Source organism: Vibrio sp. 1731, from assembly GCF_033339955.1.
Lineage (GTDB): Bacteria > Pseudomonadota > Gammaproteobacteria > Enterobacterales > Vibrionaceae > Vibrio > Vibrio alginolyticus.
In genome coordinates, this window is sequence record NZ_JAWOVO010000003.1 from 50,888 (window position 1) to 76,556 (window position 25,669).

General features: G+C 47.5%; 24 protein-coding genes and 1 pseudogene. 14 read left to right on the plus strand and 11 right to left on the minus strand.

Annotation, left to right across the window (positions count from 1 at the left end):
* Window positions 1-71: 71 nt before the first annotated feature.
* Complete coding sequence (locus tag R7035_RS04850; protein WP_025767966.1) at window positions 72-398, minus strand: DUF4156 domain-containing protein; 327 nt, start codon at window positions 396-398, stop codon at window positions 72-74.
* A gap of 43 nt (window positions 399-441) precedes the next feature.
* On the opposite strand from R7035_RS04850, the gene R7035_RS04855 reads away from it, so the two are divergent.
* Both R7035_RS04855 and R7035_RS04860 read left to right on the plus strand, forming a co-directional pair.
* Window positions 442-597, plus strand: coding sequence for a hypothetical protein (locus R7035_RS04855; protein WP_196358484.1), 156 nt, complete (start codon window positions 442-444; stop codon window positions 595-597).
* 27 nt (window positions 598-624) lie between these two features.
* Complete coding sequence (locus R7035_RS04860; RefSeq protein WP_053349299.1) at window positions 625-1,335, plus strand: biotin/lipoate A/B protein ligase family protein; 711 nt, start codon at window positions 625-627, stop codon at window positions 1,333-1,335.
* 59 nt (window positions 1,336-1,394) lie between these two features.
* Here the strand turns inward: R7035_RS04860 and R7035_RS04865 are convergent.
* A pseudogene (locus R7035_RS04865) lies at window positions 1,395-1,472 on the minus strand (VOC family protein); the annotation flags it as partial.
* 148 nt (window positions 1,473-1,620) lie between these two features.
* Here R7035_RS04865 and R7035_RS04870 point away from each other — a divergent pair.
* Window positions 1,621-3,189, plus strand: a complete 1,569-nt coding sequence (locus tag R7035_RS04870; protein ID WP_318116781.1) for a DEAD/DEAH box helicase — start codon at window positions 1,621-1,623, stop codon at window positions 3,187-3,189.
* Between the two features lie 104 nt (window positions 3,190-3,293).
* Here the strand turns inward: R7035_RS04870 and R7035_RS04875 are convergent, their stop codons facing one another.
* Window positions 3,294-6,173: an MGH1-like glycoside hydrolase domain-containing protein gene (locus tag R7035_RS04875; RefSeq protein ID WP_318145986.1), complete on the minus strand. Its 2,880-nt coding sequence runs from the start codon at window positions 6,171-6,173 to the stop codon at window positions 3,294-3,296.
* A gap of 220 nt (window positions 6,174-6,393) precedes the next feature.
* Between R7035_RS04875 and R7035_RS04880 the strand changes: the two genes are divergently transcribed.
* Window positions 6,394-7,305 carry a LysR family transcriptional regulator gene (locus R7035_RS04880; protein ID WP_025506531.1) on the plus strand — a complete coding sequence of 304 codons (912 nt, stop codon included), beginning with the start codon at window positions 6,394-6,396 and terminating at the stop codon, window positions 7,303-7,305.
* On the opposite strand, the gene R7035_RS04885 is transcribed toward R7035_RS04880, so the two are convergent.
* Window positions 7,258-8,193, minus strand: coding sequence for a LysR family transcriptional regulator (locus R7035_RS04885; RefSeq protein ID WP_318145987.1), 936 nt, complete (start codon window positions 8,191-8,193; stop codon window positions 7,258-7,260). The genes R7035_RS04880 and R7035_RS04885 overlap by 48 nt on opposite strands.
* Window positions 8,194-8,391: 198 nt before the next feature.
* Here R7035_RS04885 and grxB point away from each other — a divergent pair, with 198 nt between their 5' ends.
* Together grxB and R7035_RS04895 are read left to right on the plus strand one after the other, a co-directional pair.
* Window positions 8,392-9,021, plus strand: a complete 630-nt coding sequence (gene grxB, locus R7035_RS04890) for a glutaredoxin 2 (RefSeq protein WP_042523245.1) — start codon at window positions 8,392-8,394, stop codon at window positions 9,019-9,021.
* A 10-nt stretch (window positions 9,022-9,031) separates the two neighbouring features.
* On the plus strand, window positions 9,032-10,156 hold the full coding sequence (locus R7035_RS04895) for an alkene reductase (RefSeq protein WP_042523247.1): 1,125 nt from the start codon (window positions 9,032-9,034) through the stop codon (window positions 10,154-10,156).
* An 83-nt stretch (window positions 10,157-10,239) separates the two neighbouring features.
* On the opposite strand, the gene R7035_RS04900 is transcribed toward R7035_RS04895, so the two are convergent.
* The 3 genes from R7035_RS04900 to R7035_RS04910 are packed head-to-tail and all read right to left on the minus strand — an operon-like array spanning window position 10,240 to window position 12,626.
* A complete protein-coding gene (locus tag R7035_RS04900; RefSeq protein ID WP_318145988.1) occupies window positions 10,240-11,298 on the minus strand; it encodes a zinc-binding dehydrogenase in 1,059 nt (352 codons plus the stop codon).
* 4 nt (window positions 11,299-11,302) lie between these two features.
* On the minus strand, window positions 11,303-11,815 hold the full coding sequence (locus R7035_RS04905; RefSeq protein WP_054865484.1) for a 2,4'-dihydroxyacetophenone dioxygenase family protein: 513 nt from the start codon (window positions 11,813-11,815) through the stop codon (window positions 11,303-11,305).
* A 49-nt stretch (window positions 11,816-11,864) separates the two neighbouring features.
* On the minus strand, window positions 11,865-12,626 hold the full coding sequence (locus R7035_RS04910; protein ID WP_318145989.1) for an SDR family oxidoreductase: 762 nt from the start codon (window positions 12,624-12,626) through the stop codon (window positions 11,865-11,867).
* A 131-nt stretch (window positions 12,627-12,757) separates the two neighbouring features.
* Between R7035_RS04910 and R7035_RS04915 the strand changes: the two genes are divergently transcribed.
* Window positions 12,758-13,780: a helix-turn-helix transcriptional regulator gene (locus tag R7035_RS04915; protein ID WP_054574553.1), complete on the plus strand. Its 1,023-nt coding sequence runs from the start codon at window positions 12,758-12,760 to the stop codon at window positions 13,778-13,780.
* A gap of 20 nt (window positions 13,781-13,800) precedes the next feature.
* Here the strand turns inward: R7035_RS04915 and R7035_RS04920 are convergent, their stop codons facing one another.
* Window positions 13,801-15,234 carry a PLP-dependent aminotransferase family protein gene (locus R7035_RS04920; protein ID WP_080996739.1) on the minus strand — a complete coding sequence of 478 codons (1,434 nt, stop codon included), beginning with the start codon at window positions 15,232-15,234 and terminating at the stop codon, window positions 13,801-13,803.
* A gap of 271 nt (window positions 15,235-15,505) precedes the next feature.
* On the opposite strand from R7035_RS04920, the gene doeA reads away from it, so the two are divergent.
* The 6 genes from doeA to R7035_RS04950 all read left to right on the plus strand — a co-directional run bounded on the left by doeA (window position 15,506) and on the right by R7035_RS04950 (window position 22,174).
* The gene (gene doeA / locus R7035_RS04925; protein WP_017819819.1) at window positions 15,506-16,693 is read left to right on the plus strand and encodes an ectoine hydrolase DoeA; all 1,188 of its coding nucleotides are present in this window, start codon (window positions 15,506-15,508) and stop codon (window positions 16,691-16,693) included.
* A gap of 54 nt (window positions 16,694-16,747) precedes the next feature.
* Complete coding sequence (gene doeB / locus R7035_RS04930) at window positions 16,748-17,755, plus strand: N(2)-acetyl-L-2,4-diaminobutanoate deacetylase DoeB (protein WP_053307196.1); 1,008 nt, start codon at window positions 16,748-16,750, stop codon at window positions 17,753-17,755.
* A 124-nt stretch (window positions 17,756-17,879) separates the two neighbouring features.
* On the plus strand, window positions 17,880-18,359 hold the full coding sequence (locus tag R7035_RS04935) for an Lrp/AsnC family transcriptional regulator (protein ID WP_005373784.1): 480 nt from the start codon (window positions 17,880-17,882) through the stop codon (window positions 18,357-18,359).
* A gap of 155 nt (window positions 18,360-18,514) precedes the next feature.
* A complete protein-coding gene (locus R7035_RS04940; RefSeq protein ID WP_017633578.1) occupies window positions 18,515-20,035 on the plus strand; it encodes an NAD-dependent succinate-semialdehyde dehydrogenase in 1,521 nt (506 codons plus the stop codon).
* 41 nt (window positions 20,036-20,076) lie between these two features.
* A complete protein-coding gene (locus R7035_RS04945) occupies window positions 20,077-21,480 on the plus strand; it encodes an aspartate aminotransferase family protein (protein WP_258489127.1) in 1,404 nt (467 codons plus the stop codon).
* 172 nt (window positions 21,481-21,652) lie between these two features.
* Window positions 21,653-22,174, plus strand: coding sequence for a DUF2058 domain-containing protein (locus R7035_RS04950; RefSeq protein WP_033906326.1), 522 nt, complete (start codon window positions 21,653-21,655; stop codon window positions 22,172-22,174).
* A 92-nt stretch (window positions 22,175-22,266) separates the two neighbouring features.
* Here R7035_RS04950 and R7035_RS04955 read toward each other — a convergent pair whose 3' ends face one another.
* The 3 genes from R7035_RS04955 to R7035_RS04965 all read right to left on the minus strand — a co-directional run bounded on the left by R7035_RS04955 (window position 22,267) and on the right by R7035_RS04965 (window position 24,240).
* Entirely contained in the window at window positions 22,267-22,881 is a 615-nt protein-coding gene (locus tag R7035_RS04955; RefSeq protein WP_017633575.1) for a LysE family translocator, read from the minus strand.
* Window positions 22,882-22,958: 77 nt separating this feature from the next.
* Window positions 22,959-23,351: a ribosome recycling factor family protein gene (locus R7035_RS04960; RefSeq protein WP_017633574.1), complete on the minus strand. Its 393-nt coding sequence runs from the start codon at window positions 23,349-23,351 to the stop codon at window positions 22,959-22,961.
* Between the two features lie 19 nt (window positions 23,352-23,370).
* Entirely contained in the window at window positions 23,371-24,240 is an 870-nt protein-coding gene (locus R7035_RS04965) for a LysR family transcriptional regulator (protein ID WP_186585494.1), read from the minus strand.
* A 105-nt stretch (window positions 24,241-24,345) separates the two neighbouring features.
* On the opposite strand from R7035_RS04965, the gene R7035_RS04970 reads away from it, so the two are divergent.
* Entirely contained in the window at window positions 24,346-25,602 is a 1,257-nt protein-coding gene (locus R7035_RS04970) for an adenylosuccinate synthase (protein ID WP_017819812.1), read from the plus strand.
* Window positions 25,603-25,669 lie beyond the last annotated feature (67 nt).

Consider the following 25,669-nt stretch of genomic DNA (forward strand, 5'->3'; position numbering starts at 1 on the left):
AGTCAGTATTTGTAGAACGCATCAAAGACAGGCGAGCAGCGCCTGTCTTACAATTATGATCAAGCCAATAGCTACTGTTTGCACTTGTAAGCATTTGCAAACATCGTCACTGACGTAGAAAAGCTCAACGGTTGATACAAGTACAAGGTATCTGCGCCTAAATCCGCCGCCTTGATGCGCATTTGGTTTAGCGTCCCCCAAACCATGTCTTTATCGGCGTGAAGCCAGTAGTCGTAAAAGTGTCCTTCTGAGCCGATCACGGTACCCATTAGTTCACAGTTTTCAATCGCATTCACATTGTCCCAAAGCACCTGTACTTGCTCAGATTCTTGAGTTGGGAACGTCACACATCCCGTTAATGATGCCGCTAACGCGAGAGTCATCACTCGCTTTTTCATACTTATTATCGCCAAAATTTTTCATAGATGGCAGATTTTATGAATGGCTGATGTGATGACTAGCAAAAACTTTTTATCGCGTGTTCAAGTAGAATTAATGGACAACGGAAAAGATCCAAAAGGTGATCATGCAGCTAGCGAGCAAAAACCTAATAATCACAGACCTAGCAATAAAGCTGTATCTGAGATACAACAGTAATGATTAAATAGCCGCGAGGGATAGAGTTTGGTTGCTAAAAATAAGCTAATTCGCTACACAGCTACGGAAGTCGCTGATGCATTTGACAAAGAAGATGAGCTCATTAAACAAGTTCAGTCCAACCAACTCTCGCAAGTGCTATTGCTTTGGCAAGTAAAAAGTCCAACGCTCGTGCTTCCCGCGGGTAAGAAATGGCCAGTGTCTAATGAGTTAGAACATGCGTTAAATACGTCTGGCTGGAAGCTCTTTTCTCGTAAAACCGGTGGTGCCCCAGTCCCTCAGGTGCCAGGTATTATCAATCTATCCCACATTTACCACTGGCCAGAAGGCGAGCCTTACAACATCAAAAAAGCGTATCTCGATTTATGTGCGATATTAACGGTTTTCTTTAAACAGCTCGGCGTGAAAGTGGATGTTCATGCTACGCCTTATTCCTACTGCGATGGCGAGTACAACCTCAACATTGGCGGGCAAAAAGTCGTGGGAACCGCGCAGCGCGTTTTACTGAAAAAAGGCGGTGGGCAAGTGGTGTTATCACAAGCATGCATTCTGATTGATGCCGACGTCGAGAAGATTGTCGAACCAGTACGAATGTGTAATCAGCTCTGCGGTCACAGCGATGATATTCGTGGTGATGTCCACACACCGCTCTTCCATCATATATCCGACCGCCCATCGGTAGATTCGCTCTTTCAGCAATTGACGAGTGCGTTTTTAACGCATGCAAAAGCGGAGTAATGAAAGGAGCAATCCTCCCCCACACTCCGAACATCATTCGATAAACTAAAACTGCATACCGTGATAGCGATGTAAGAATGGGCATCGCCAACGTAAAACCATTCAATCGATCGACCAAACCAGTTATCAGTTTTGCCTGCCAAAAAGAAATGAGATCCAGTTCAAATATTTATCCATGACGGAATTAGTTGAAGCCTGCGCGTAAAAGCCTCAGAATGTCGCACTTTTCGCACCGATTTGTTTTCGGCGCGTTGTTATCTAACTCTACAATTGAGAATCATACATATGGGTTTTACCTCGTTAGGTCTATCTGCTCCAATCCTTAAAGCTATTCAAGAGAAAGGCTACGACACCCCTTCGCCAATTCAGGCAAAAGCAATTCCTGCTATTTTGGAAGGGAAAGACGTAATGGCAGCAGCGCAGACTGGTACAGGTAAAACTGCAGGCTTTACGCTACCGATTCTTGAGCGTTTATCGAACGGCCCTCGCGTTCGTGCTAACCAAGTTCGTGCACTTATCCTGACGCCAACACGTGAGCTTGCAGCTCAGGTGCAAGAAAACGTATTTATGTACGGCCGTCATCTTCCACTAAGCAGTGCGGTTGTTTTTGGTGGTGTGAAGATCAACCCGCAAATGCAGCGTCTTCGCAAAGGTGCGGATGTGTTGGTCGCGACACCAGGCCGCCTGATGGATTTGTACAACCAAAATGCAGTGAAGTTCGACCAACTGGAAGTGCTAGTACTGGACGAAGCAGACCGCATGCTAGATATGGGCTTTATCCGTGACATTCGTAAGATCCTAGCTCTGCTACCTAAACAGCGTCAGAACCTACTTTTCTCTGCAACTTTCTCGGATGAAATCCGCGACCTTGCGAAAGGCTTGGTGAACAACCCGGTTGAGATTTCCGTTAACCCGGCAAACTCGACGGCGAGAACGGTTGAGCAAAGCATCTACCCAGCAGACGTGAAGAAGAAAGCACCGATGTTGGTTAAATTGATCAAAGACGGCGATTGGAAGCAAGTGCTGGTGTTTACGAAAACGAAACACGGCGCAAACCGTCTGGCGAAGTTCCTGATCGAACAAAATCTACCGGCTGCTGCCATCCACGGCAACAAGAGCCAAGGCGCGCGTACCAAAGCACTGGCGGATTTTAAATCGGGTGAAATTCGTGTGTTGGTCGCGACGGACATTGCTGCGCGCGGTATCGATATTCCGCAATTACCGCAAGTGGTGAACTTTGAGCTACCGAAAGTGGCAGAAGACTACGTTCACCGTATTGGTCGTACTGGCCGCGCGGGCGAAGTAGGTAAAGCGATTTCACTGGTGTGTGCGCTAGAAGCATCTGAATTGTTTGCGATTGAACGTTTGATTCAAGAAGTACTACCACGTAAAAAGTTGGAAGGTTTTGCGCCAACCAATGTGGTGCCAGAATCTAAACTGGATACGCGCCCAATCAAACCGAAAAAACCTAAGAAGCCGAAAAAACCAAAAGCGCCAAATGCTGCAAGTGAAAATGCCCCAGCAGCCGAAAAGAAAGCAGGCAATGGTGCAAACAAACCCAAACGTCGCTTCAACGGTGGTAGCAACGGCAACAAAAACAGCACCAACCAAGGCGGTGCAGGCAAGCCTAAAGGCAACCGTGAAGGCCAAAGTCGTGCAAACAGTAAACCAGATGACCGTAAATCTAACGGCAATAAGCCAAATGGTAATAAACCGAATGGAAATAAACCAAACGGTAATAAGAGTGGCAACGCTGGTAAACCGTCTGGTAACCGCAAGCCAAACAATGCTAAACCTGCAGGAAACAAACCATCAGGTCAGCGTCGTAAGCCTCGTCCACAGGCCACAAACTAATCTGCAAACAGCCCGATAGAAAATACAACAAAGCCGCTGATAATCTCAGCGGCTTTGTCTTTCTTAGAACACAGTTTTCTAAAACACAGCTTTGTTAAAACAGTCTACATTAAAGGTGTGATTCGAATATCTGCGATTTGCGCTTCGTTCTTTTCACCCTCAATACCACCAGCGTAAATGTAGGTTTCATTCGATTTGAGGTAACTCATATTGAAGTGGTCCTTCAGCGCGATCTGATAGGTTTTTCCCTGCTCCAACGCTACTTCAATTGGCGTTGAGTAACGCATACCTTGGTTTTCACCAATATGGCCCATCTGCAAGTAACCTTGGCCAACCACCTTACCTGCATCATCCAATACCTCTAACAATTTCACGGTGTTCGTGATGCCAGTATTAAGTTGCCCTAGGTTATTGTTGTACCAAGCATCGAACTGGTAAGTGCTCGTTACAGGCGCTGTAAACGACTCTGTACCTTTTACGATGCCACTGTCTTTACTCACCGTAACCACTGAGACATTGTCTTTGAGTGGCTGATATTCGCCATCGAGTTTGATGCGGATCTCTTCACCGACACAAACAGGTTGGCTTGGGTTAGAACGGAAGCCTTTATCGTTAATGCTTTCAGCCAAATAACAAGCAAAACCTATTGGCGTATCGGAATAAGATTGAGCAATCACGTTCTTTTGAATCAGCTCGCCATTGCGATACAAGTTCACGTTGTACTTACTCGTCACGTCAATCGAAACCGAATTATCAACGCTTTTTACCACCAATGTTGGCTCTTGCGGAGAATAAACGCGACTATCTTCACTTGCGTACGGTTTCACACCAGAAACTAAAGTAATGCTGCTATCTACATTCACAAGCGCGCCCAATGTCACGTGGAAATGCCCCTCATCGTCCATCGTGACATTTTCAACTGGGTAGTAACCTGTTTCATCTTTGCTTACTTCAGGCAAGTCAATCGTTACCGAGTAGTTCTTTCCTTTGAAGGCAAAGTTTTCCAACGTGATTTGTTCAGACTGAGCCAACAAATTATTGCGCACCCAACTTGTGATAAATGGCTTCACTTCCAACTTACCTGTTTCGGTATGGATGCCGAATAGGGTCTCTACCACCATGTTCAAGTAGCCACCCACAGACCAAAGCTGACGCTGAGAGTTAATCACTGGGCCATCCAAGCTCGGATCTTCGCCATGATCACTATGGATGATGAATGACTTACCAGAAAGCCACTCTAAGTTTTCCATGTTGGATAAATTAGTTGCCGTACCACGAACCAACGATTGAATGGCATTGTTCACTGCTGCCACGTTTTGTGTTTGATGCGCGGCGCGCAAGCTGTACGCGGTAACAAATGGCCAAATTGCGCGGTTATGGTACACAGGCACGTCCGGTTGCTGAGGGAAGTAAACCGGCACGCCAAACTCACTGTGTGGGTAATTGGCCATGATTTGTTTCGCCTGCGCATCACTTGCCACACCACTGATGATCGCAAGTGCTTCGCCCAACATGTCATATTTGTCGACCGCGATGTCTTTGCCATTATCAAACAAATAACTTACGTACATACCGCGTTCGGCATTCCAAAACTGCTCGTTGATAGCGGTTTTTAGCTGTGCAGCCCAATCGGTGTATTTGACCGCGTTGGTTGAATCGTACTTCTCTGCCAACTTAGCCGCGAGCTGAATCGCGCGGTAGTGAGCCACGTTTGTCGATAACGCTTTGCTGCTCCCAATCGTATTGACATCGTTTGGCGTCCACGTTGAATACGTTTGCTCACGCCAATCGAGGAATGATTGCTCACCAGTGTATAAACCGGATTTCGCATCAAAAGCCGCCAGGCGATCGGCTTCAAGTGTATTACTGATCGCTTTGTAAGCGCGCTCAGCAAATTGGTTGTACTCTTCCCCATCTAATGCCGAAAGTAAGCGTTCAGCACCAAGCGCCCAAGTCGTGCGGTCGGTACTAATTGGCCAGCTGCCGCCAGTGCCCGTATCTTGCACAATCTGCTCGCCATCGTATTGCTGATCGGTCGTGTCGCGGAAAGCAGACAATTTGAAATTCAAACCATTCTGCACGCGAGTTGGATTCATCAATGCAAGCGAAAGGTCTGCTGCGTACGCCAAATCACGCGTCCACACGTAATGCCACTTCGCGCCCGTCTCAAAAACTTCCGCTTTGATTGGGTTGTTGTAGTTGTAATTGCCGTCTTTGATTTCAGAAACAGCAAGCTGGTCTAGCTCTTTCATCGTCAACGCAAACAACGCATCAAACGCGGCATCATCCGACACCACTCGCGGCCCTGTTTGTTCATTAATCACTAAGCCTTGGTCGAGCGCATCACGCAATTCTGTCGTCGTTGAAATACCAAATTCACGCAGTTCAGCTTTAGGATCTTTCACCGAGAAAATCACGGTATCACTCGAGTCATCGTAATTGGCGAACAGTTTCACTTCTCTGCTCTGATGCCCTTCATGCACCATTGCAGGGTCGAGAATCGCATCAGAGTAGTATTTTTCCGCTTCTTCTTGCGTTGCTTTCGTCACAGTCATTGTCGCGCGACTTTCATCGGCAAAGCTCACAGAAAACTTGTAATACCCTTTGTCTTCAAACGTGATCTCAGAGTTGCAATCATCGTTCATACACGCTTCATTCGTGTCTGGTTTTGGCAGGTACTCTTGAGCTTTATCGAACGCCGCGGGCTCCTCAAAATAGGTGTATTGGATCTGCCAACCCGGATCAGCAATCTTGAACTGATTGCTACCTCGGGCGACGCGCAGTACGGTTTCGTACTCGTTATTACCCAAATAGTTTAGCTTGGCATGCTCTGCCGTGCCCCAATCCCCATTTAAACCACGTAAATATAAGTCGGCTGAAATAATTGGTTTGTCGACCGGCACAGGCGCATCAGAGGAATCTGACCCACATCCAGCAAGACCAATACAAGACGCGACAGCAAGCGCAATAAAACTCGGTTTCATGTTCATCCCTTAGATTGTTGTTTTGGCGACAGTCTAAAGAACACCTTTTTGAGGGGAAAATAGGAAGTCAGGAGCGAGCTATAGATAACATCTATACGTCAGACCCCAACAGTGATGTAGATCTATGAAATGCGCATAATTTCAATCAAATGAGATTACAGATTTGTGATTTATAAATGAAATTGTGCAAAATACCCCTCGTTCTTAGAGGGGAAAGAAAATGGACAAATCTCTGCAGCAATTTTTACTGGTTGCACGCTGCCAAAGCATCAGCGCTGCGGCAAGAATGGCAGGGTTAAGCCAGCCAACGGTAACAAGCAATTTAAAGAAGCTGGAAGAGAATCTCGGCGTAACGCTGTTTGAACGCCATCCTAATGGCATGGTGTTGACCGAATACGGACGCATCCTCTATCGCCATAGCAACGCGATGCAGCATGAATACAACCAAATGATGCAAAGCATTGATGAACGGAAACAGTACCAAGTCGGAAAAATTAAAATGGGTACTGGCGATGCGTGGTGGCCGCTATTCGTCAAACAAGCACTCAATGAACATCTGACCAAGCAGCCTTCGGCATCTACGCACGTCGAATTTGGCAATCACTTAGGCTTGATGGATTCATTAATAAACGAACAGATTGAATTCTTCATCGGCCACGAGATTGTCGGCTTGTCGTCTAAATGCGATGTTACGTTTATTCCACTATTTCAAACGGTTGATGCCTATTTTGTTTCCCCAAACCACCCACTGCTAGGGAAAACCGTCACCGAAGAGATGCTGCACGAATACCCTGCTCTTTCGGTCACTTATGACGCTAAGAAATTCGCTCACGTCATCGATAACCCAATCCCGAAACAAAATGAACGCGAAAGGCAGCAACTGGATGACAGACCGACTTACGAAGTGGATTCTCTGCTCGCCAGTATTGATGTACTGAAAGAAAGCGTCGCGGTGATGTCTTATACCCGCCATCTGCAATCGTATTTGGAATCCTTTGGCTTACGATGCTTAACCATGGAAAACGAACCAAACCCTGGCACCGTCGGGATTTATCGCCACCGCCGAGAAACCTCGGAATCGCATCTAGATCTGATTGCGGGCATCACTCAGCGCGCTAAATTGCTCAACTAGAAAGTCCAAAAACAGGCGAACTCTTTTCGGTTGATATTGACGGCTTTGATAAATGACATGCAGATCCGCTTCAGCGCCTTGCGAGAAGGCGCTGAAGTTTTTCATATACCCATCCAAAACCGTTACTAAACGTTGTTGTTTGAGGTCTTGTTGAATATCTAAAATCGATTTCAACGCAATCCCCGCCCCCTCCAACGCCCATTGTCGAATCACTTCACCGTCATCAGAACAGCGCTTTGGCGTGACCGTGATCGTTTGGTGAGACTCTTCATCTTTAAAGTGCCACGTTTTTAATTCTTCATTGCTGCGCACCATGGCTAAGCAGCGATGATCCGCGAGATCTTGTGGGCAGTTTGGGACACCTTGCTTCGACAAATAATCAGGTGACGCGCACAGCACACGTTGACTCGACGCCAGCTTGCGCGAAATGAGATTGCTGTCCGCTAACTCACCGTAACGAATCACTAAATCGAGCCCCGATTCAGCCAAGTTCGATAAATTGTCATTAAGATAAAGATAGGGCGTCACATCCGGATATTGCTCAGAAAAAGCCGACACCATCGGCGAAATAATTTGTTTGCCAATATCTCGTGGAGCTGAAATTTTCAACGTTCCGCGCACTTCCGAAATACCCGTTTGCAGCAAGTTTTCCGTCTCTTTCATGCTATCAATGATGTTCAGACAAGCTTGATGGTACATTGCCCCTGCGTCCGTGAGTGATACGTGGCGTGTGCTTCGGTTGAGCAGCTTTACACCATAGCGTTCTTCTATCGCTTGCAGCCTTGCCGTTACCGTCGCTGGAGATAAACCTAGCTCCCTTCCCGCCGCTGCCAGACCTTGATGTTTAACGATGCTGACAAACAACGTCATATCCGAAAACTTATCCATCTTCGCGCCCTTATTATTTTGAAAAACTGAATAATCAATTCAGATATTACCCAATTATCAAATTAAGTCGAATCCATATACTGACCCTATCGACATTGTTTAGACCCAGAACGTTATGTGACAGGGCAAAGTTAAACGCCGTAACGCTGTACAACGCACAACAACACGCCCTGCCCAGCCAAGAGATAGGAGACAAAAATGAAACTGTACATTTATGAACATTGCCCTTTCAGCGCCCGCGTCCGTTTTGTTGCAGGCATGCTGAATATTCAGCTCGACGTCATCAACATTGCTTATGACGACGAGATCACCACCACAAACATCATCGGCGCAAAACAAGTTCCTCTTTTGATCAAAGACGATGGTGAAGCGATGGCGGAAAGCTTAGACATCATCAACTACTTCCTTGAATTGGCATCTTCCAATGAAAGCAGCCAACCCTCAGCACCGGTTTTAGACTGGCAAAAACAAGCGTTTTTACCGCTACAAAAAGTCGGGTATCCGCGTTGGTCAAACATGACGTTACCGGAATTTGCAACAGAAACCGCTAAACAAGCATGGCGTGCAAAAAAAGAAACCGAAGCGTTAAATTTTGAAGCTTTGATTAACGATACACCTGCGATTGCGAAAGAAGTCGCCGCTTTGATAGAACAAACTAAACCCTTGCTCAACCTAAGTTCAGAAAAGCAAACGTCACTGGTTGATCAAGCCATTATGTTTTCCATTCTACGCGGCTTTTTCAGTGCGCCCGAAGTGCAATGGGATCCAGCCGTACTTCACTGGATGGCAACCGCTCGTAAAGCGACCAACGTGCCAGTACTTATCTAAGGAGCGCAACATGCAACAAAGACCAAATAAGCTGTTTGAACCAGCTCAACTGAAAGCGTTGTCACTACAAAACCGCATTGTCATGGCACCAATGACTCGCGCACGCACCACTCAGCCGGGCAACATCCCGAATGAGATGATGGCAACGTATTATCAACAACGCGCTTCTGCCGGGCTGATCATTTCCGAAGCCACACAAATTTCGGACGATTCTCAAGGCTATTCGTTCACCCCTGGCGTTTACACCGATGCTCAAGTGGCGGGCTGGCAGGGTGTGACCCAAGCGGTCAAATCACAAGGCGCAGCGATGTTTTGTCAGCTATGGCATGTGGGCAGAGTGTCTCACCCAACATTCCAAAATGGTGAACAGCCTATCGCGCCATCTGCGCTCGCTCCGGTAGAGACGCAAGTTTGGATTGCAGATGAACAAGGCAACGGCAATATGGTCGATTGTGTTGAGCCTCGCGCCATGACACAAGCGGATATCAACCGAGTTGTCGGTGATTTCGCGAACGCAGCCAAACGCGCTATTGAATCGGGTTTTGATGGTGTAGAAATCCATGGCGGGAATGGGTATCTGATCGATCAGTTCTTAAGAACCAACTCAAACCATCGAACAGACAACTACGGTGGTTCACGAGAAAATCGTATCCGTTTTCTTATCGAAGTAGTGGATGCAGTTATCGCCGCTGTTGGTGCGCATCGAGTTGGGGTGAGATTGGCACCATTCATTACGTTTAAAGATATGGACTGCCCAGATATCGTGCCAACGATCCTAGAGGCATCAAAACAGCTACAGGAGCGCGACATTGCCTACTTGCACTTGTCCGAGGCCGATTGGGCCGATGCACCAACGATTCCCGAGACGTTTCGAATCGAACTTAGAAAGCGCTTTCGCAACGCTATCATTGTCGCAGGTCGCTACGATCCTCAACGAGCAAACGAAGTGTTAGAGAAAGGCTACGCGGATCTTGTCGCATTCGGACGACCATTCGTAGCAAACCCAGACTTGGTCTCTCGATTGCAACATCACCATCCGTTGGCAGAACTCGATGGCTCAACGTTGTTTGGCGGAAACGAACGAGGCTACACCGATTACCCTGCTCTGCAACAGGAATGCGCAGAACAGGCCTAACAAAAAAAGCCCCAACCTAGCTGCTACGGTTGGGGCTGTCACCAAACTAAAATTGGTTTTAGCTAGCTAAATCTGGCTAAGAGTTAAATCACTTCTAACGCGCCGCTGCGCCAAGGTTCGATAACCACTTTGATGTGGTCGTTGGGAGTCATTAACTGTCTAAACGCATCTTCCACACCATCGATCCCTACTTTGGCAGTGAGCATTTTCTGCCAAGGCAACTTATGTTCGGCAATCGCTTGTAGGCATTGCTCAAACTCGTGCGGTTGGTAGTAGTAAGAGAATCTCAAGTCGAGCTCTTTTACCGTTGCGTACGCGTAGTTAATGATTGCGGGTGTCGTATGGATACCCGAGATGACGATTCGCGCTCGGGCAGGGGCGCGGCGCATAAAATCGTCAATCAAGGTATGCTTGCCCACACATTCATAAATGACCAGACGTGAGTTCATCGCGTACTGCTCACCAACGGCGATCTCGTCTTCCTTGGTCGGGTTGATCAATCGATTTGCGCCAAACTCGCTGGCAAGTTGCAGCTTTTCTTCCTGAAGATCGACCGCAAGAATATTGCTGACGCCACGTTGTTTCAGTGCAGCAATCACAGCCAGCCCTATAGGACCGCAACCGACAACCAGCGCTGTTTCTTCCGTCTCGATTTCACTGCGATTGACCGCGTGCAAACCGACCGCCAGTGGTTCAGTCAGTGCCGCCGCCTCAGATGGCATTCCGTCTGGCACAGGTAGCAATAACGCTTCATCAAGCAGGAAGTACTCAGAGTAAGCGCCATAAGTACCCGGAGTAACACCAACGCCCGCGCCATTTTGACTGAGCAACATCGGCACTGAGGTGACTCGGCTACCAACGGGTAATGTTTGTTGTGTATCAGCACCGTATTCGACAATTTCCGCGCAGAACTCATGCCCCAACATTACTTGAGCGTGCTCACCGGCTTCATCAGGTATCAACCCGAGCTGGTGGAATACATCAAATACCTCATCCGCGTGTCGAGTAATGTGAAGGTCGGAGCCACAAATGCCACAGGCAAGGCTGCGAACCAACACTTGTCCCGCTTCGGGTTGAGGGATTGCGACTTGCTGCAGGCGGACTCGGCCATCCTGCATTACAATACTGTTCATCTGTTGCATGGGGTTACTCCGCAAGATCATCACTCAGGCCAGCAATCGCACCCGGTTTGATATAGCGCGCAGTGAAGCCTTGCGCTTTGGCAGCGGCAACCACCACTTGCTCAATCCAACCTGCATCCATAATGTTGATGAAGTTACCCTCTTCGTCAAAGTTAATGTTCGCACCTTGGATCACCATAAAGCCATCTGCACCACCCGACTCTTCTGGACAGTGAAAGGTATGAATCGAACCACCTGGCTCATATAAGTAGCTACCAGCGGTTTGGACTTGATCTGGGTACTCAATGTAGTGCCAAGCGCCACTCAGCGTATAGAAATGCACCACGCCAGTGTGGAAGTGCTTAGGCAGAGTGATACCCGGTTTGAACTTGGCGCGAATCACCCACGTACCATTTTCTGGGTCAAGAAACAGCGGGTAAACATCAACACCCGGTAGCGCGTCTTTAATGATCGACTCTTCATTAGTATTAAGAGTTAATAGGAAATCTTGATGCTGAATAACTTCTGGTAATGACATAACTTACATCCTCACTATTGCTGTAATTTGGCGTGCTCGCCTATTCCATCTATCCCATGAGCGGGTACTTAAAATTCTCGAAACCGTCAGATGCGCTAATGGTGCAGCCGTTGATACAGTTGGCTTTCTCGCTGACAAGAAACGCTACCACGTTGGCAATCTCTTCTGGTTGCGTGAAGTTTTGGGGCATCTGTTCTTTGCGGATGTGGTTCCACAAGCCGATCTCTTCGTATTGCCTTAACATCGGAGTATCGACACGTCCCGGAGCGACGGCACACACACGAATATCCAGAGGCGCTAACTCTAGAGCGGCGCATTTGGTCATCATATCGACTGCGGCTTTACTGACGTTGTAGGTAAACGTCATCTCGGAGGCCATTTGGGCGTAAATGGAAGAGGTATTGAGGATCACGCCCGGTGTCCCTTGCGCTTGGAATTGTCGCCCAGCGGCGAGAATACCGTAGTAGACACCGTTTTGATTGACCTTTGAGATCGGCTCAAAATCGGCAACTGGATCGTGGTCAAGCAGAGGTTTCGGGGCGCCGATGCCCGCGTTGTTGATCATGATATCGAGCGAGCCAAACTGTTCGGCCGCATGCTTGACCATGGCTTCCACTTCTTGGTATTCGGTGACGTCTGCAACAAATGTTCGTAGCTGCTCTGCATCGAAGTTTTGATACACATTGAGTGATTGAGGGGAAATGTCGACAGCAAGTACTTTCGCGCCTTGTTCCAGCAGCTTGTGAATAATGGCTTGGCCAATTCCACCTGCAGCGCCGGTGACAATCGCGGTTTTATTGATAAGTTCCATACGGCTTCTCGTCCATGTGTTGTTGTTATCAAAATGTAACTTAGATCAACTCATTGACACTCACTTGACCTTTTGCGAAGTAAATTTGATACATTGCGATTTACAATCTGTTAACATTTAAAAATCGAGACATGTATATCGTACGAAGTGGCGCTGCCGATAAATTTGATAGCTTGGTTTCCGAACTGGGGCAGAATCCGGTTGAGATTATGGCTGCCGTCGGGCTGTCTGCGGCGCAGTTTCGCAATCCCGATACGTATCTCGCCTACCCTAGGCTGGCTGAATTGCTGGAGGAAGCGGCTGCTCGTTGTCAGCAACCGCTGTTTGGCGTGTTGCTCGCCGAGCGTCAAAACCTACAGAGCTTGGGAGACTTGCCAATGCTGGTTTCCCGGGCGCAAACGGTCGGTGAAGCCTTGGCGCGGGTGAATGATTTTCTCTATCTGCATTCGTCAGGGGTCACTCTCAACATGACGCCACAAGATGATTGGGTACGGTTGTCGCTCAATATTGATGTGCACAGCGAACGAGGTATCGCGCAGTTGATGCAGCTCAGTGTGTCGCATCTGGCGATGTTTATTGCCAGTCTGCTTGATATTGAAGCAAGTCACTTCGCGCTACATTTGACTCAACACGCAACATTGGAAGTAGAAAAAAGCAAGTTTGCCCAGCAGAACAAACTGCGTTTCGGTGATAAGTTTGACGGCATCCTACTTAAAGCGACTCTGCTTAACGCTAAGAACCACCAAGATGAAGACGCACTAGAGCGCCATTTTCAACAGCACCTCAAAGAGCTGCAAACCCGTTACCCCAACAATCTCAGTGACCAAGCAGCAAACATGATTGGCCGTCTGCTCTCAACCGGAGAATGCAGCGTTGAGCGCGTTGCAAGAGCATTGGACCTGCATCCGAGAATGCTGCAAAACAAGCTGAAACAACAGGGCACAAATTATCGGCAGCTATTGCAGCAAGTGCGTCAGGATTTTGCAGAACAGCGTTTAAGTGAGAATATTCAGAGCATTACCGATATCGCGTTGCAATTGGGTTATGCCGAAACTGCGGTCTTCAGCCGCCACTTTCGCCGTTGGACGGGGAAATCGCCAAGACAATGGCGACAAGAAAAAACTCTGTTACAAACGTTTAAGCCCATCAGATAAAAGCATAAATAACCTATCGCTCAAACCAAAAAGTGTGAGGTGGGAGGGTTGGTATCGAGAATTTCAGCAATCACAGATAACCCGTGTTTGATGTAGCCTCGGTTTGTTTCTGCTCCCAAGCTGATTCGCACGTAAGGCATTGGCTGATTAGTATCGAGAACAAACGGTTTATATCCAGTGATCTGCACCCCTGAACGCTTAGCCGAAGCAACCAGGTCATCGCTATTCCACTGCTCGGGTAGTCTCAACCAAATGTGCTGTCCATTCGGGTGCGAGCTATAAACATGCCCTTCTAAAGCGGCTTTTGCTATTCGCTGTCGCTTAGCAAACTCATTGACTTGAAAGCGAATAAGTCGATTTAACGTACCGTTTTCGATCCACAAATGAGCGACTTCAAATGGTAATGGAGTCGCAGACCAACTCGTTGCCGCTAAACGACCAATCGCGTGCTGCAAAAAATGACGTGGGACCGTCAGATAGCCAGTGCGCATGCCTGGCGCTACAACTTTGGTTAAACTGGTGACATAGAAAGCCTGTTCGGGTAACAATGTGGCAAGGGGTGGGACACGGTTAGGCTCTAGTGCTCCATACACGTCATCTTCAATGACATAGATGTCGTATTGCTGCGCAATATTCGCTATCGCCTCTCGGCGTTCAACATCCATATGCGCACTAGTCGGGTTAGCCATGCTCGGTGTGCAACACAATACCTTGATTGGTTTGTGTTTACATGCCCATTCAAATGCATCCGGCGTTATACCAAACTCATCCATTTCAAGTGGTTGCAACTTAAATCCAAGCATTCTCGAGCGAGAGATCAAGCCATGATCAACCAAGTGACCACAAGCAACTAAATCACCGTGTTCAACAACTGTGCTTAAAGCCAACGTTAAACCATGGCATGCTCCATTTGTGAGTAATATTTGATCGGCACCCACATCCAACCCTTGGCTACTTAGAAATCGTGCTCCTGACTCAATATGATGAGGCTGACCTGTTACCGGCTTTGCTTTACTGATCAAACCACGATTGTTTGTTTGCCCAGCAATCTCCATTAACGCCTGATTAAAAAGCGTAATGTGGCGATCGGTCACCACTGGATGTGCAATCGACATATCAATTTCATCCGGCGTTTCTTTCATCTCTTGTGTCAGCATAAACTCCGTGTCCGTACTTTCATCCACAAAACCTGATTTGACAAAAGTACCATTCCCAACCCAAGACTCGATCGCCCCTTTTTTCTCTGCATAACCATATGCATGGCTCACCGTTTGTACGCTGACGCCAATTTGCTCTGCAAACTCACGATGTGTGGGTAATCGAGTCCCCGGTTTTAGATAACCACTGCGGACACATTCGACAAGATAGTTACCAATGGAGATGTATTTAGCGGTGCCTGGCCGAATGATCGGGTTCAAAGAAATTGTCATGACACAATATTTTAATTGATTCATTTTTAACGCTCATTGTAACTTCCATTTAACAAATGGCGAACTTTAACTCACAAAACGAGGTGAAATGCACAAAAGTAAACCACAATTGTAATGATTGACATGAAATGTATGGGTTAAACAAACATGTTAAACAGCATCGTTCAATCCAAATACAACCCCAGAGGTAAATTGCAATCATTTTTAACGCAGATCTGGCTAGCTGGTAGAAGGTAGAAATACCTCAGCGTCTCCGAAGGCCCATAAGGCGTCGGATTTCTAACAAGGAGAAAATATGAGAGGCGTTGCTTTGCATTTTACACTGGATGAGTTCCAGGATCGGTTAACGAAAGTTCGGCAATCGATGGAAGAAAGAGAATTGGATGTCCTTATCATTCATGACCCTTCTAACATGGCGTGGCTAACAGGCTATGATGGGTGGTCTTTTTACGTGCCACAATGTGTCGTTGTTGGTCCATCTGATGAACCCGTTTGGTTTGGACGCTGCCAAGATGCCAACGGAGCATACAGGACTGCGTATATGTCGGCAGAAAACATCACCTACTATCCAGACCATTATGTAATGAATCCGCCGCTACACCCGATGGATTTCCTGGTCGAAGCCGTACTGGCTTCGCGCCTTTGGGATCGTGGTCGCATCGGCGTAGAAAAAGATAACTATTACTTTAGCGCCACCGCTTACGAATCACTCACTACGCACCTACCGAATGCTCAACTTCTCGATGCAACTGGACTAGTCAACTGGTGCCGCGCCGTTAAATCCGATCAAGAACTGGCGTACATGTACCGTGCCGCTCGCATTGTTGAAAATATGCACCGCGTCGCGTTCGACATGATTGAACCAGGATTACCGAAACACCACCTTGTTGCCGAGATTAACCGCCAAGCCGTGCTCGGGCATGAAGACCACTTTGGCGATTACACCGCGATTGTGCCGCTTTTGCCATCAGGTTCTGATGCTTCCGCACCTCACCTGACTTGGGATGACAGACCCTTCAAGAAAGGCGAAGGGACGTTTTTTGAAATCGCAGGGGCGCACCGCCGTTACCATTGCCCACTCTCACGCACTATTTTTCTTGGCGAGCCTGACGACAAGTTCAAACGAGCCGACGAAGCCCTAACTTTAGGACTTGAAGCAGGCCTAAAAGTGGCAAAGCCCGGAAATACCTGCGCCGACATCGCCAATGCACTAAACCAGGTTCTCGATAAAGCGGGATTCTCACGCGAAGGCGCCCGTTGTGGCTATCCAATAGGTTTGAGCTACCCGCCAGATTGGGGGGAACGAACCATGAGTTTGCGAGACACCGATAAAACCATCTTGAGAGAAGGCATGACATTCCATTTTATGCCGGGACTGTGGTTCAAAGATTGGGGGTTAGAAACAACGGAAAGTATCGTCATTACCCATGATGGAGCAAAAACGCTGTGTGACTTTCCACGCCACTTATTTGTTAAACACTAATTTTTCAAACCTCAAGCTCTGTTGAGCTAGATCTGAGAACTAAAAGGACTTGATATGCAAAAAAGCTCGATCACAGCCACCATAGACTTTGACCGAGAAGGTGTACAGCACGGCTTTTTAACGCTGCCCTATTCACATGACGACTCCGCTTGGGGCAGTATTATGATACCTATCACCGTGATCAAAAATGGTCACGGACCAACCGCACTGCTTACTGGCGGTAATCACGGAGACGAATACGAAGGCATCACCAGCCTGCTAAAATTGACGAACTCGCTTCAGGCAGATCAAATCCAAGGTCGTGTCATTATTGTACCCATGATGAACTTACCTGCGGTACAAAATGCCTCACGTACGTCGTTTATCGATAAAGGGAATTTAAATCGCAGCTTTCCCGGCAACCCCATAGGCACAGTGACCGAGAAAATTGCGGATTATTTTACTCGTTACCTAGTTCCTAAGTGCGATTTTGCGTTAGACATTCACTCAGGTGGTAAAACGTTAGATATCGTGCCGTTCGCCGCTGCCCATCGTCTCGACAATCTCGATCAAGAAGAAGCCTGCATATTAGGTGCAAAACTGTTTGGCGCACCTTACACCATGATCTTGCTCGAAATGGACGCCACCAGCCTGTATGACACTGCCGTGGAGTCTCAGGGAAAAATCTTTGTTACCACCGAACTAAGAGGAGGTGGAACCAGCACTCCAGAAACCATCGCTTATTCCGACCGTGGCATTCGCAACTTCTTACGCTTCTCAGGCAACTTGCCCGGTGACTACGAACAACCAACCCAACCAACTAAGTTATTAGATATGCCTGATGCAAGTTGTTATGTGCAAAGCCAGCACCACGGCATCACAGAATACTTATTTGATCTTGGCGATACCGTCAAAAAGGGCGATGTATTAGTGAGAATCTTCTCGACCGAGCGCACAGGTACCGCCCCCGTTGGGTACAAGTCACAGCGCAATGGTATTTTCGCGGCGCGTCGTTTTCCTGCTATGGTGAATATCGGTGACACTATCGCAGTTATAGCCGAAGACTGCGGCGAGATAGGCTGATTGAAAAGCCAACTAAAGAAATCAAAACAAATGGCATACCAGAAGCAAACTGGAAAGCACCTTATAACAGCGACCAGTCATCAGCCTTTCATGAAATGATTAGTATTCAACAGGGAGACTCATAATGCGCCTCGATCGCTACGACGTAAAAATTCTACAAATACTTCATGATAATGGTCGTATCACCAAATCTCACCTTGCCGAGGCCATCAACCTATCCGTGAGCCCTTGCTGGGAGCGCGTCAAAAAACTGGAAGAAGCAGGCATCATTGAAGGTTACGGAGCAAAAGTAAATACCGATATTTTGTTCAAACGAACGTCGGTTATGGTTGAAGTTACGCTCAAAGAACACAACGCCCAAGCGTTCAAACGCTTCGAGCAACTGGTTCAACATTCACCAGAAGTCACTGATTGCTATGCCACGGGCGGTGGTGTCGATTACATCCTTAAAATTCAGTCAGAAGATATCGACCAATATCAGCGGCTTATCGACAACTGGTTAGACTCAGATGTGGGCATTGAGCGCTACTTTACTTACATTGTGACAAAAACAATCAAACGTGATGCGGGCACATTCGAAGTAAACCAAAACGCTTTGTTATAAAAGGGAAAATGCGCATCAGACGTGAACAGAAAAAACACCATATTTAACGGCACTAAAAAGAAAGTTCTGACGTTTTAAACCTCGGTATCAGAAATTATTTCGGTCACTTCTCCATTACAGTTTCATTATGGACAACGATGCTGGGAGAAGGACTCATGACAGCACTGCACAGCTTACATGCAGAGGAATTAAAAGCCTCGCACGACATGATGGCGATAATGAAAGACGTACGTTTGGTGAGAGGTTTAGCGTACGTAAATGGCAAATGGGTAAGTGGTGATCAATTTCATCCGGTGGATAATCCAGCAGATGGCACGGTCATCGGTTACATCACTAAGCTTTCTCAGCAACAACTCTATCAAGCGATTGATGAAGCCGACCAAGCCTTTCGTCAATGGCGAAAAATGCAAGCAGAAGAGCGCGCTGAAATTCTCATGCGTTGGCACGACCTGATTCTAGAATCAAAGCAAGATCTTGCTCATTTGATGGTGATGGAGCAAGGAAAAATACTAGGTGATGCTGTAGGTGAGATTGACTACGGCGCATCCTTTGTTCGTTGGTTTGCCGAAGAATCACGCCGCTGTTATGGCGAAACCATCCCAAGTCATATTCCGAATGCGCAGCTATCAACGGTGCGCGAGCCAATTGGTGTCGCAGCACTGATTACGCCATGGAACTTTCCTAATGCCATGATCACACGCAAAGCCGCAGCCGCACTAGCAATAGGCTGTCCGGTGCTCATTAAGCCCGCCAGTGAAACGCCTTTTTCTGCGTTAGCGTTGGCAGAGTTAGCAGACCGAGCTGGCTTTCCACCTGGTGTATTTAACGTGATCACTGGCGATGCGGTGATGGTGTCACAAACCTTGTGTCACTCCGATAAAGTCAAAGCGCTCTCGTTCACAGGCTCAACTCGAGTAGGCAAACTATTGCTACGCGACGCGGCACAAACCGTGAAGAAGTGCAGTATGGAGCTAGGTGGTAACGCCCCTTTCATCGTGCTGCCAGATATGGATGTCGAGCAAGCAGCCAAAGCCGCCGTGGATGCGAAGTTTCAAACCGCAGGACAAGACTGCTTGGCCGCAAACCGTATTTTCGTCCCTGACGATAAGTACGAAGCGTTTTTGGAAGCGTTTGCCAAGGAAATGAGCCACATCGTTTTAGGCAATGGCTTAGATGAAAAAACCACCATGGGACCGCTTATTAATCGCACTGCGGTGGATAAAGCGCATGATTTGGTGCGTGACGCGCTCGACAAAGGCGCGCGATTGGTAGCGGGATACCACCAGCCCGTACCAGGCGAAAACTTCTTCGCGCCGACATTGCTAGCCGATGTCACCCCTGAAATGGCGGTGTATCGCGAAGAGAATTTTTGTCCTGTGGCAGGCGTATTGCCTTACCAAGACTTAGATACCGTGATTGAAATGAGCAACGACACTGAGTACGGCTTAGCTGCCTATGTTTATGGTCACGATATTCACCAAATTTGGCACTGCATGCGCGGTTTGGAGTTTGGCATGGTGAGCGTGAACTCCGTCAAAATGACAGGGCACCCTATCCCATTCGGCGGCGTGAAACAGTCTGGTCTTGGACGAGAAGGAAGCCGTCACGGATTTGAAGAATACAGCGAAATCAAATACTGCTGCTTAGGCGCTTTACCAACCGTCAGTGGCAGTTGAGACACGAAATATGGATATCCAATTATTCGAGGAGAAGGATCATGAGTAACAAAACCCAACAACTTTTAGAGATCGATCGTCAGAGAGTATTTCATGCCTCAACCCACCTGAAGCAGTATGCGGCCGGGGAGCTTCCGGGAAGAATTATCTCGAGCGGAAGCGGAATACGCATCATCGATTCAGAAGGCATCGAGCTGATAGACGGCTTTGCCGGGTTGTATTGTGTAAACATTGGCTATGGCAGGACCGAAATGGCCGATGCGATTTATGAGCAAGCCAAAGAACTGGCGTACTACCACACGTACGTCGGTCATACGAACGAAGCGCTCGTGACACTGTCAGATCGCATCATCAAAATGGCGCCTGAAGGCATGAGCAAAGTTTACTACGGCATGTCAGGCAGCGACGCGAACGAAACTCAACTTAAGTTGGTATGGTATTACAACAATGCTCGTGGTCTACCAGAGAAGAAAAAAATCATTTCGCGTGACCGCGGCTACCATGGTTCAAGTATCGCGTCCGGTTCAATGACAGGTTTGCCGCTGTTCCACGCCCATTTTGATTTACCACTTGAGCGTATCAAACACACCATCGCGCCATATTATTATCGCCGTGAAGACGAGAGTATGTCTGAGCTCGAATTCTCTCAATATTGCGCAGATCAACTCGAAGCGATGATCTTGGAAGAAGGCCCAGAAACGGTAGCAGCAATGATTGCAGAACCAGTGCTCGGTACTGGCGGTATTGTGCCACCACCAGCAGGGTACTGGCAGGCGATTCGCAAAGTGCTCGACAAATACGATGTACTCTTGATTGCGGATGAAGTGGTGTGTGGCTTTGGTCGCCTCGGCTCCGATTTTGGCTCACTGCACTACGACATGAAACCAGATCTCATCACGGTAGCGAAAGGGTTAACCTCAGCGTATCAACCGCTGTCTGGCGTGATCGTCGGTGAACGAGTTTGGAGTGTGCTAGAAAACGGCACCGACCAATGGGGCGCTATCGGACACGGTTATACCTACTCTGGTCACCCAATGGGAGCGGCAGCCGCGAACTGCAACCTCGATATCATTGAACGTGAAGGCTTGGTAAAAAACGCGGCCGAAGTCGGCGCTTACTTGCAGCAACGCATGGCGGAGACGTTTAGCGATCATCCATTGGTCGGTGATACTCGTGGCGTTGGCTTGTTGCATGCGTTGGAGTTTTCTTCAGACAAGCTCCGCCGTGCACACTTTGATCCAAACTTGAAAGTAGGCCCGCAAATCGCGGCGGCCTGTTTAGAGCGAGGCTTAATCGCTCGCGCTATGCCACATGGTGACATCCTCGGTTTTGCTCCACCGCTTATCGCGAATCGTAACGATATAGACACCATTGTCGACAAAGCGGATCAAGCGGTAAACAAAGTGATGGATAACCTCGTCACATCTAAACAGTGGCAGCTATAACCCACCTAGATTTCAGTAATGCTCGCGGGCTTTGGAGAAGGCCCGCTTTGCACTTTCCATTAAAGAGACAACAAGCCAACCAAACATTTTAGACCCATAGAAAGCACTATTATTTACTACAAGTGGCAATAGTGGGTAAAATGCCCAAAATTGCGCACTAACTGGATGAAACATGGCAAAACTTACCCTTCAAGAACAAATGCTGAAAGCTGGCTTAGTTAATGAAAAGAAACTAAAGAAAGCGAAGAAAGGCTCAAAAAAATCACGCGTTCAAGCACGCGAAGTAAAAGCGGCGGTTGAAGAGAATAAACGCCAACAGTTAGAGCGTGATAAACAATTGAGCGAGCAGCAAAATGCTGAGCGATTAAACAAAGAGATCAAAGCGCAGATCAATCAATTGATTGAGATGAACAAGATCGACTTAAAAGATGGCGACATCAAATACAACTTCACTCACGGTACGCTAGTGAAATCACTTTATGTAGATTCACTTATCCGCGAGCAGTTGATCAAAGGTATTTTGGCAATCGCAATTTTTGGTGAAAGCTATGTTGTCATTCCACGTGGAGTAGCGAATAAAATTGCTCAACGTGATGAGTCCGTCATCATCGAACAAAAAGAACCTGAATCGGACATTCCAGCAGAAGACGATCCATACGCAGATTTCGTCGTGCCTGACGATTTGATGTGGTAACAATAAATAATCGATGCATCAACTAAAAGAGCCGCTGATGTAACATCAGCGGCTCTTTTTATAGAAAAATAATCTACGGAGATGATGTGTTGTTATTGCTTACTTAGTAGCAAATTCGCACCTGATGCGGCTAAAAACAACGAACATCCGCGATTGAAACGTTTCGCCATTTTTGGATTTGAAAACCAGTGCCTCAAGTACAAACCAAAGATGGCATAGATTGAAATGGCGACCATTTCTAATATCAAAAACGTCGAGCCAAGGGCAAAAAACTGCTCTTGAACGTTGGCATTGGCATCAACAAATTGCGGCAAGAATGCAGTAAAAATAAGTATCGCTTTCGGGTTGCCAGCAGCAAGCGTAAATTCTTGCTTCGCAAGTCCTGCGTAATTGCGCGAATTGTCCAAGTCAGAGATCGGGCTGGACTCTGAACGCCAAAGGTTAAACGCAATCCACAGTAGATACAGCGCTCCTACCAACTTTATTGCCAAAAATAGCATTTCTGACGTATACAAAATCACAGCCAGACCTGATGCAGACAACGCAATCATCGCTGAAAAAGCAGCAATTCTGCCTAAACTGGCCGTAAACGCGGCCCTAAAGCCGTAACAACGCGCATTATTCATTGCCAATAAATTGTTTGGGCCTGGAGCCATATTTAGAGCGAAGCAAGCAGGAATAAAAAGGAGAAGCTGCCAAATATCCATAATAAAATGGTCTTAGTGAGTGATTTTGATCGGTACCCTAACATCTGTTAATAAAGTGAGTAAACCACAAACCGATCTTAAAGCAACTCAGCACCAAATCGTACCGTGCGAGCTTGAACTAACGTGCAGTTCGTTTCAGCCATCAGCTCCGCTAGGGTGATGTTTGGGTTTTGTCTCACCAAACGTATCAACTTCACGTCCAAAGGTTCCAATTTGTCTTGGTGAGCAAGTAGAGCTTGTTCGATCTTGTTGATCGCAAATCGCATCGTCTCTGCTTCTTCGTTTTTGAGATGCTCTAAAAACGCTTTTACATCCAAAGCCTCGCCCGAGATTTGCCAGTGACGAGATCGTCTAATTCGCTTAAGATCGCACTGTTTTTCTGCTGCGAGTGTTTTCGCTCGCTTGGCATGGTCGCCCCCAATACGGTGAATCAAGGATGGGAGCGAAATCGTAATCTTCGTCTCTTTCATGGCCTTTTCTTTCATCGTCTTAGCCCTCAACCACCGACACATTCTCGCCAACCCATGCCAGCAACTGTTTTGCCGCTTTGGATAACACCTGATTTTGACGCACGATGTAGCCGAAATCAGTGTTTGGAAAACTTGGCAAAGGCGTAACTTCACGAGAAAGCTTTAATCTCGGATCGAGCGAGAAATCCGGCACAATAGCAGTCCCAAACCCCGCTTCCGCCCAGTCGATTTGTGCTTCCACACTGCCCACTTCCATCACGCGATGCTTAGGCAGATTTAGTTCAGGTAAAGACGAATCAATCAGCTCTCGGGTTCGAGTATCGTGCCCTAGCAGGATCAGCGTCTGGCTCTCTTTTCGATTGTCTTGCCACTCAAAAATGTTATCGCCAAACGCACACCAGTGAATCTGCGTGAGAGGCGTAAAATGCAGCGGTTGACTCTCTTTTTGTGCGATAACAAAGCCGATATCGGCACGCGCACTTTTCACCAAATCCACCGCTTGAGAAGATGTGGTATTGAACAATGCCAAGTCGATCCCCGGATATTCACTTTTGAATTGCTGAAATGGTTTGATAAGCAGTAAACGTGAAACAATATCGCTCGCCGCAATAGAAAGCGTCCCCTGCGTAAGATCGTTGATGGCATTGAGATCCGACTGACAAATTTGCAGCTCATTGAGCATCCGCTGCGCCGTAGCTAACAAACGCTTCCCCGCTTGCGTCAACTGCACAGGATTTCGCTCAATCAATTTCGTGCGCGTGGCTTGCTCCAACTGCTTGATATGCAAACTTACGTTCGGCTGTGTCATGTGGAGTTCCGTCGCTGTTTTACCAAAGTGTTTTACCTCTGCAAGAGTTACGAAGGTTCGCAGCCAGTTCAAATCTAACATTGCCAATTCCGATATGAGATTCTTATCAAGTTAATGAGTATAATTAATTTCTCTTATTATGGCGAACACCTTAAGATTTTTGCATCTGTTTTTGGAGATTAAATTATGTCGTCTATCGTTGTTGTGGGTGCAAACTGGGGTGATGAAGGCAAAGGCCGCATCGTTGACTTTTTGGCAGAGCAAGCTTCTGCGAGCATTCGTTTCCAAGGTGGTAACAACGCGGGTCACACCGTGGTTAACGATCTAGGTACGTTTAAGCTGCACCAGCTACCAAGTGGCGTATTCAACCCAGACTGTTTGGCAGTGTTAGGTCCGGGTATGGTTATCAGCCCTGCGTTGCTGTCTCAGGAGATTGCGGAAGTTGAAGAAGCAGGCGTAAAAGTGAATATGTGCATCTCAGATCGCGCAACACTGTGTCTACCTCTACACGCACTAGAAGATACGCTAGAAGAACAACGTTTAGGCGACAAAGCATACGGTTCAACTCGTCAAGGTATTGCACCTGCGTACGGTGACCGCGTAATGAAGAAAGGCATCCTAGTTGGTTGGTTGAAGCAACCAGAAGTATTGGTTGAACGCCTTCAATTCATGATGGATTGGAAACTGCCGCAACTGCGTGCACTTTACCCGACGTTCGAGTTTGAACAAACCGCTGAAGAACTGGCGAACTGGCTGCTAGAAGTCTCTGCACCTTGGCGCGATTCAATTTGCAACGTAACGCTTCCTCTAAAAGAACTACAAGCGAAAGACAAAACTCTATTGTTCGAAGCACAGCTTGGCGCAGGTCGTGACCTTGTTTACGGTGAGTACCCTTGGACAACATCTTCTAACGTTGTATCAATGTACGCGGGTATCGGCAGTGGTCTTCCGGCACTTCGCCCTGAGCGCGTTATTGCGGTTGCAAAAGCATTCAGCTCATCAGTAGGTACTGGTACGTTGATCACTGCAATGGAAGAGCAAGATGCTTTCCGCGAACTTGCAGGCGAGTTCGGTGCAACTACAGGTCGTCCACGCGATATGGGCTACTTCGACGCAGTCGCTACTAAGAATGGTGTTGAACTGCAAGCAGCAACTGAAATTGCGCTAACTAAAGTAGACTGTTTGACTGGCCTTAACGATCTGAAAATCTGTGTTGGCTACGAAGGCGACCACAACGAAAACCCAATCTGGCCTCAAACTGCCTCTCTTGCACCAATCTACGAGAAGATGGAAAGCTGGAGCGAGGACATCACTGGTTGTCGTAAGTTTGAAGAGCTTCCAGTAGCAGCACAGAAATACGTTCTACGCATTGAGGAACTCATGGGCGTACCAGTAAAAATGGTGTCTGTGGGTCCTGGTCGTGAACAAATGATTATGCGATAAGATGTGAATTAACACATCATTGGCAAGCGGCTTTTATCTGTTCCGGGGTAAAGCCGCTTTTTTTTTA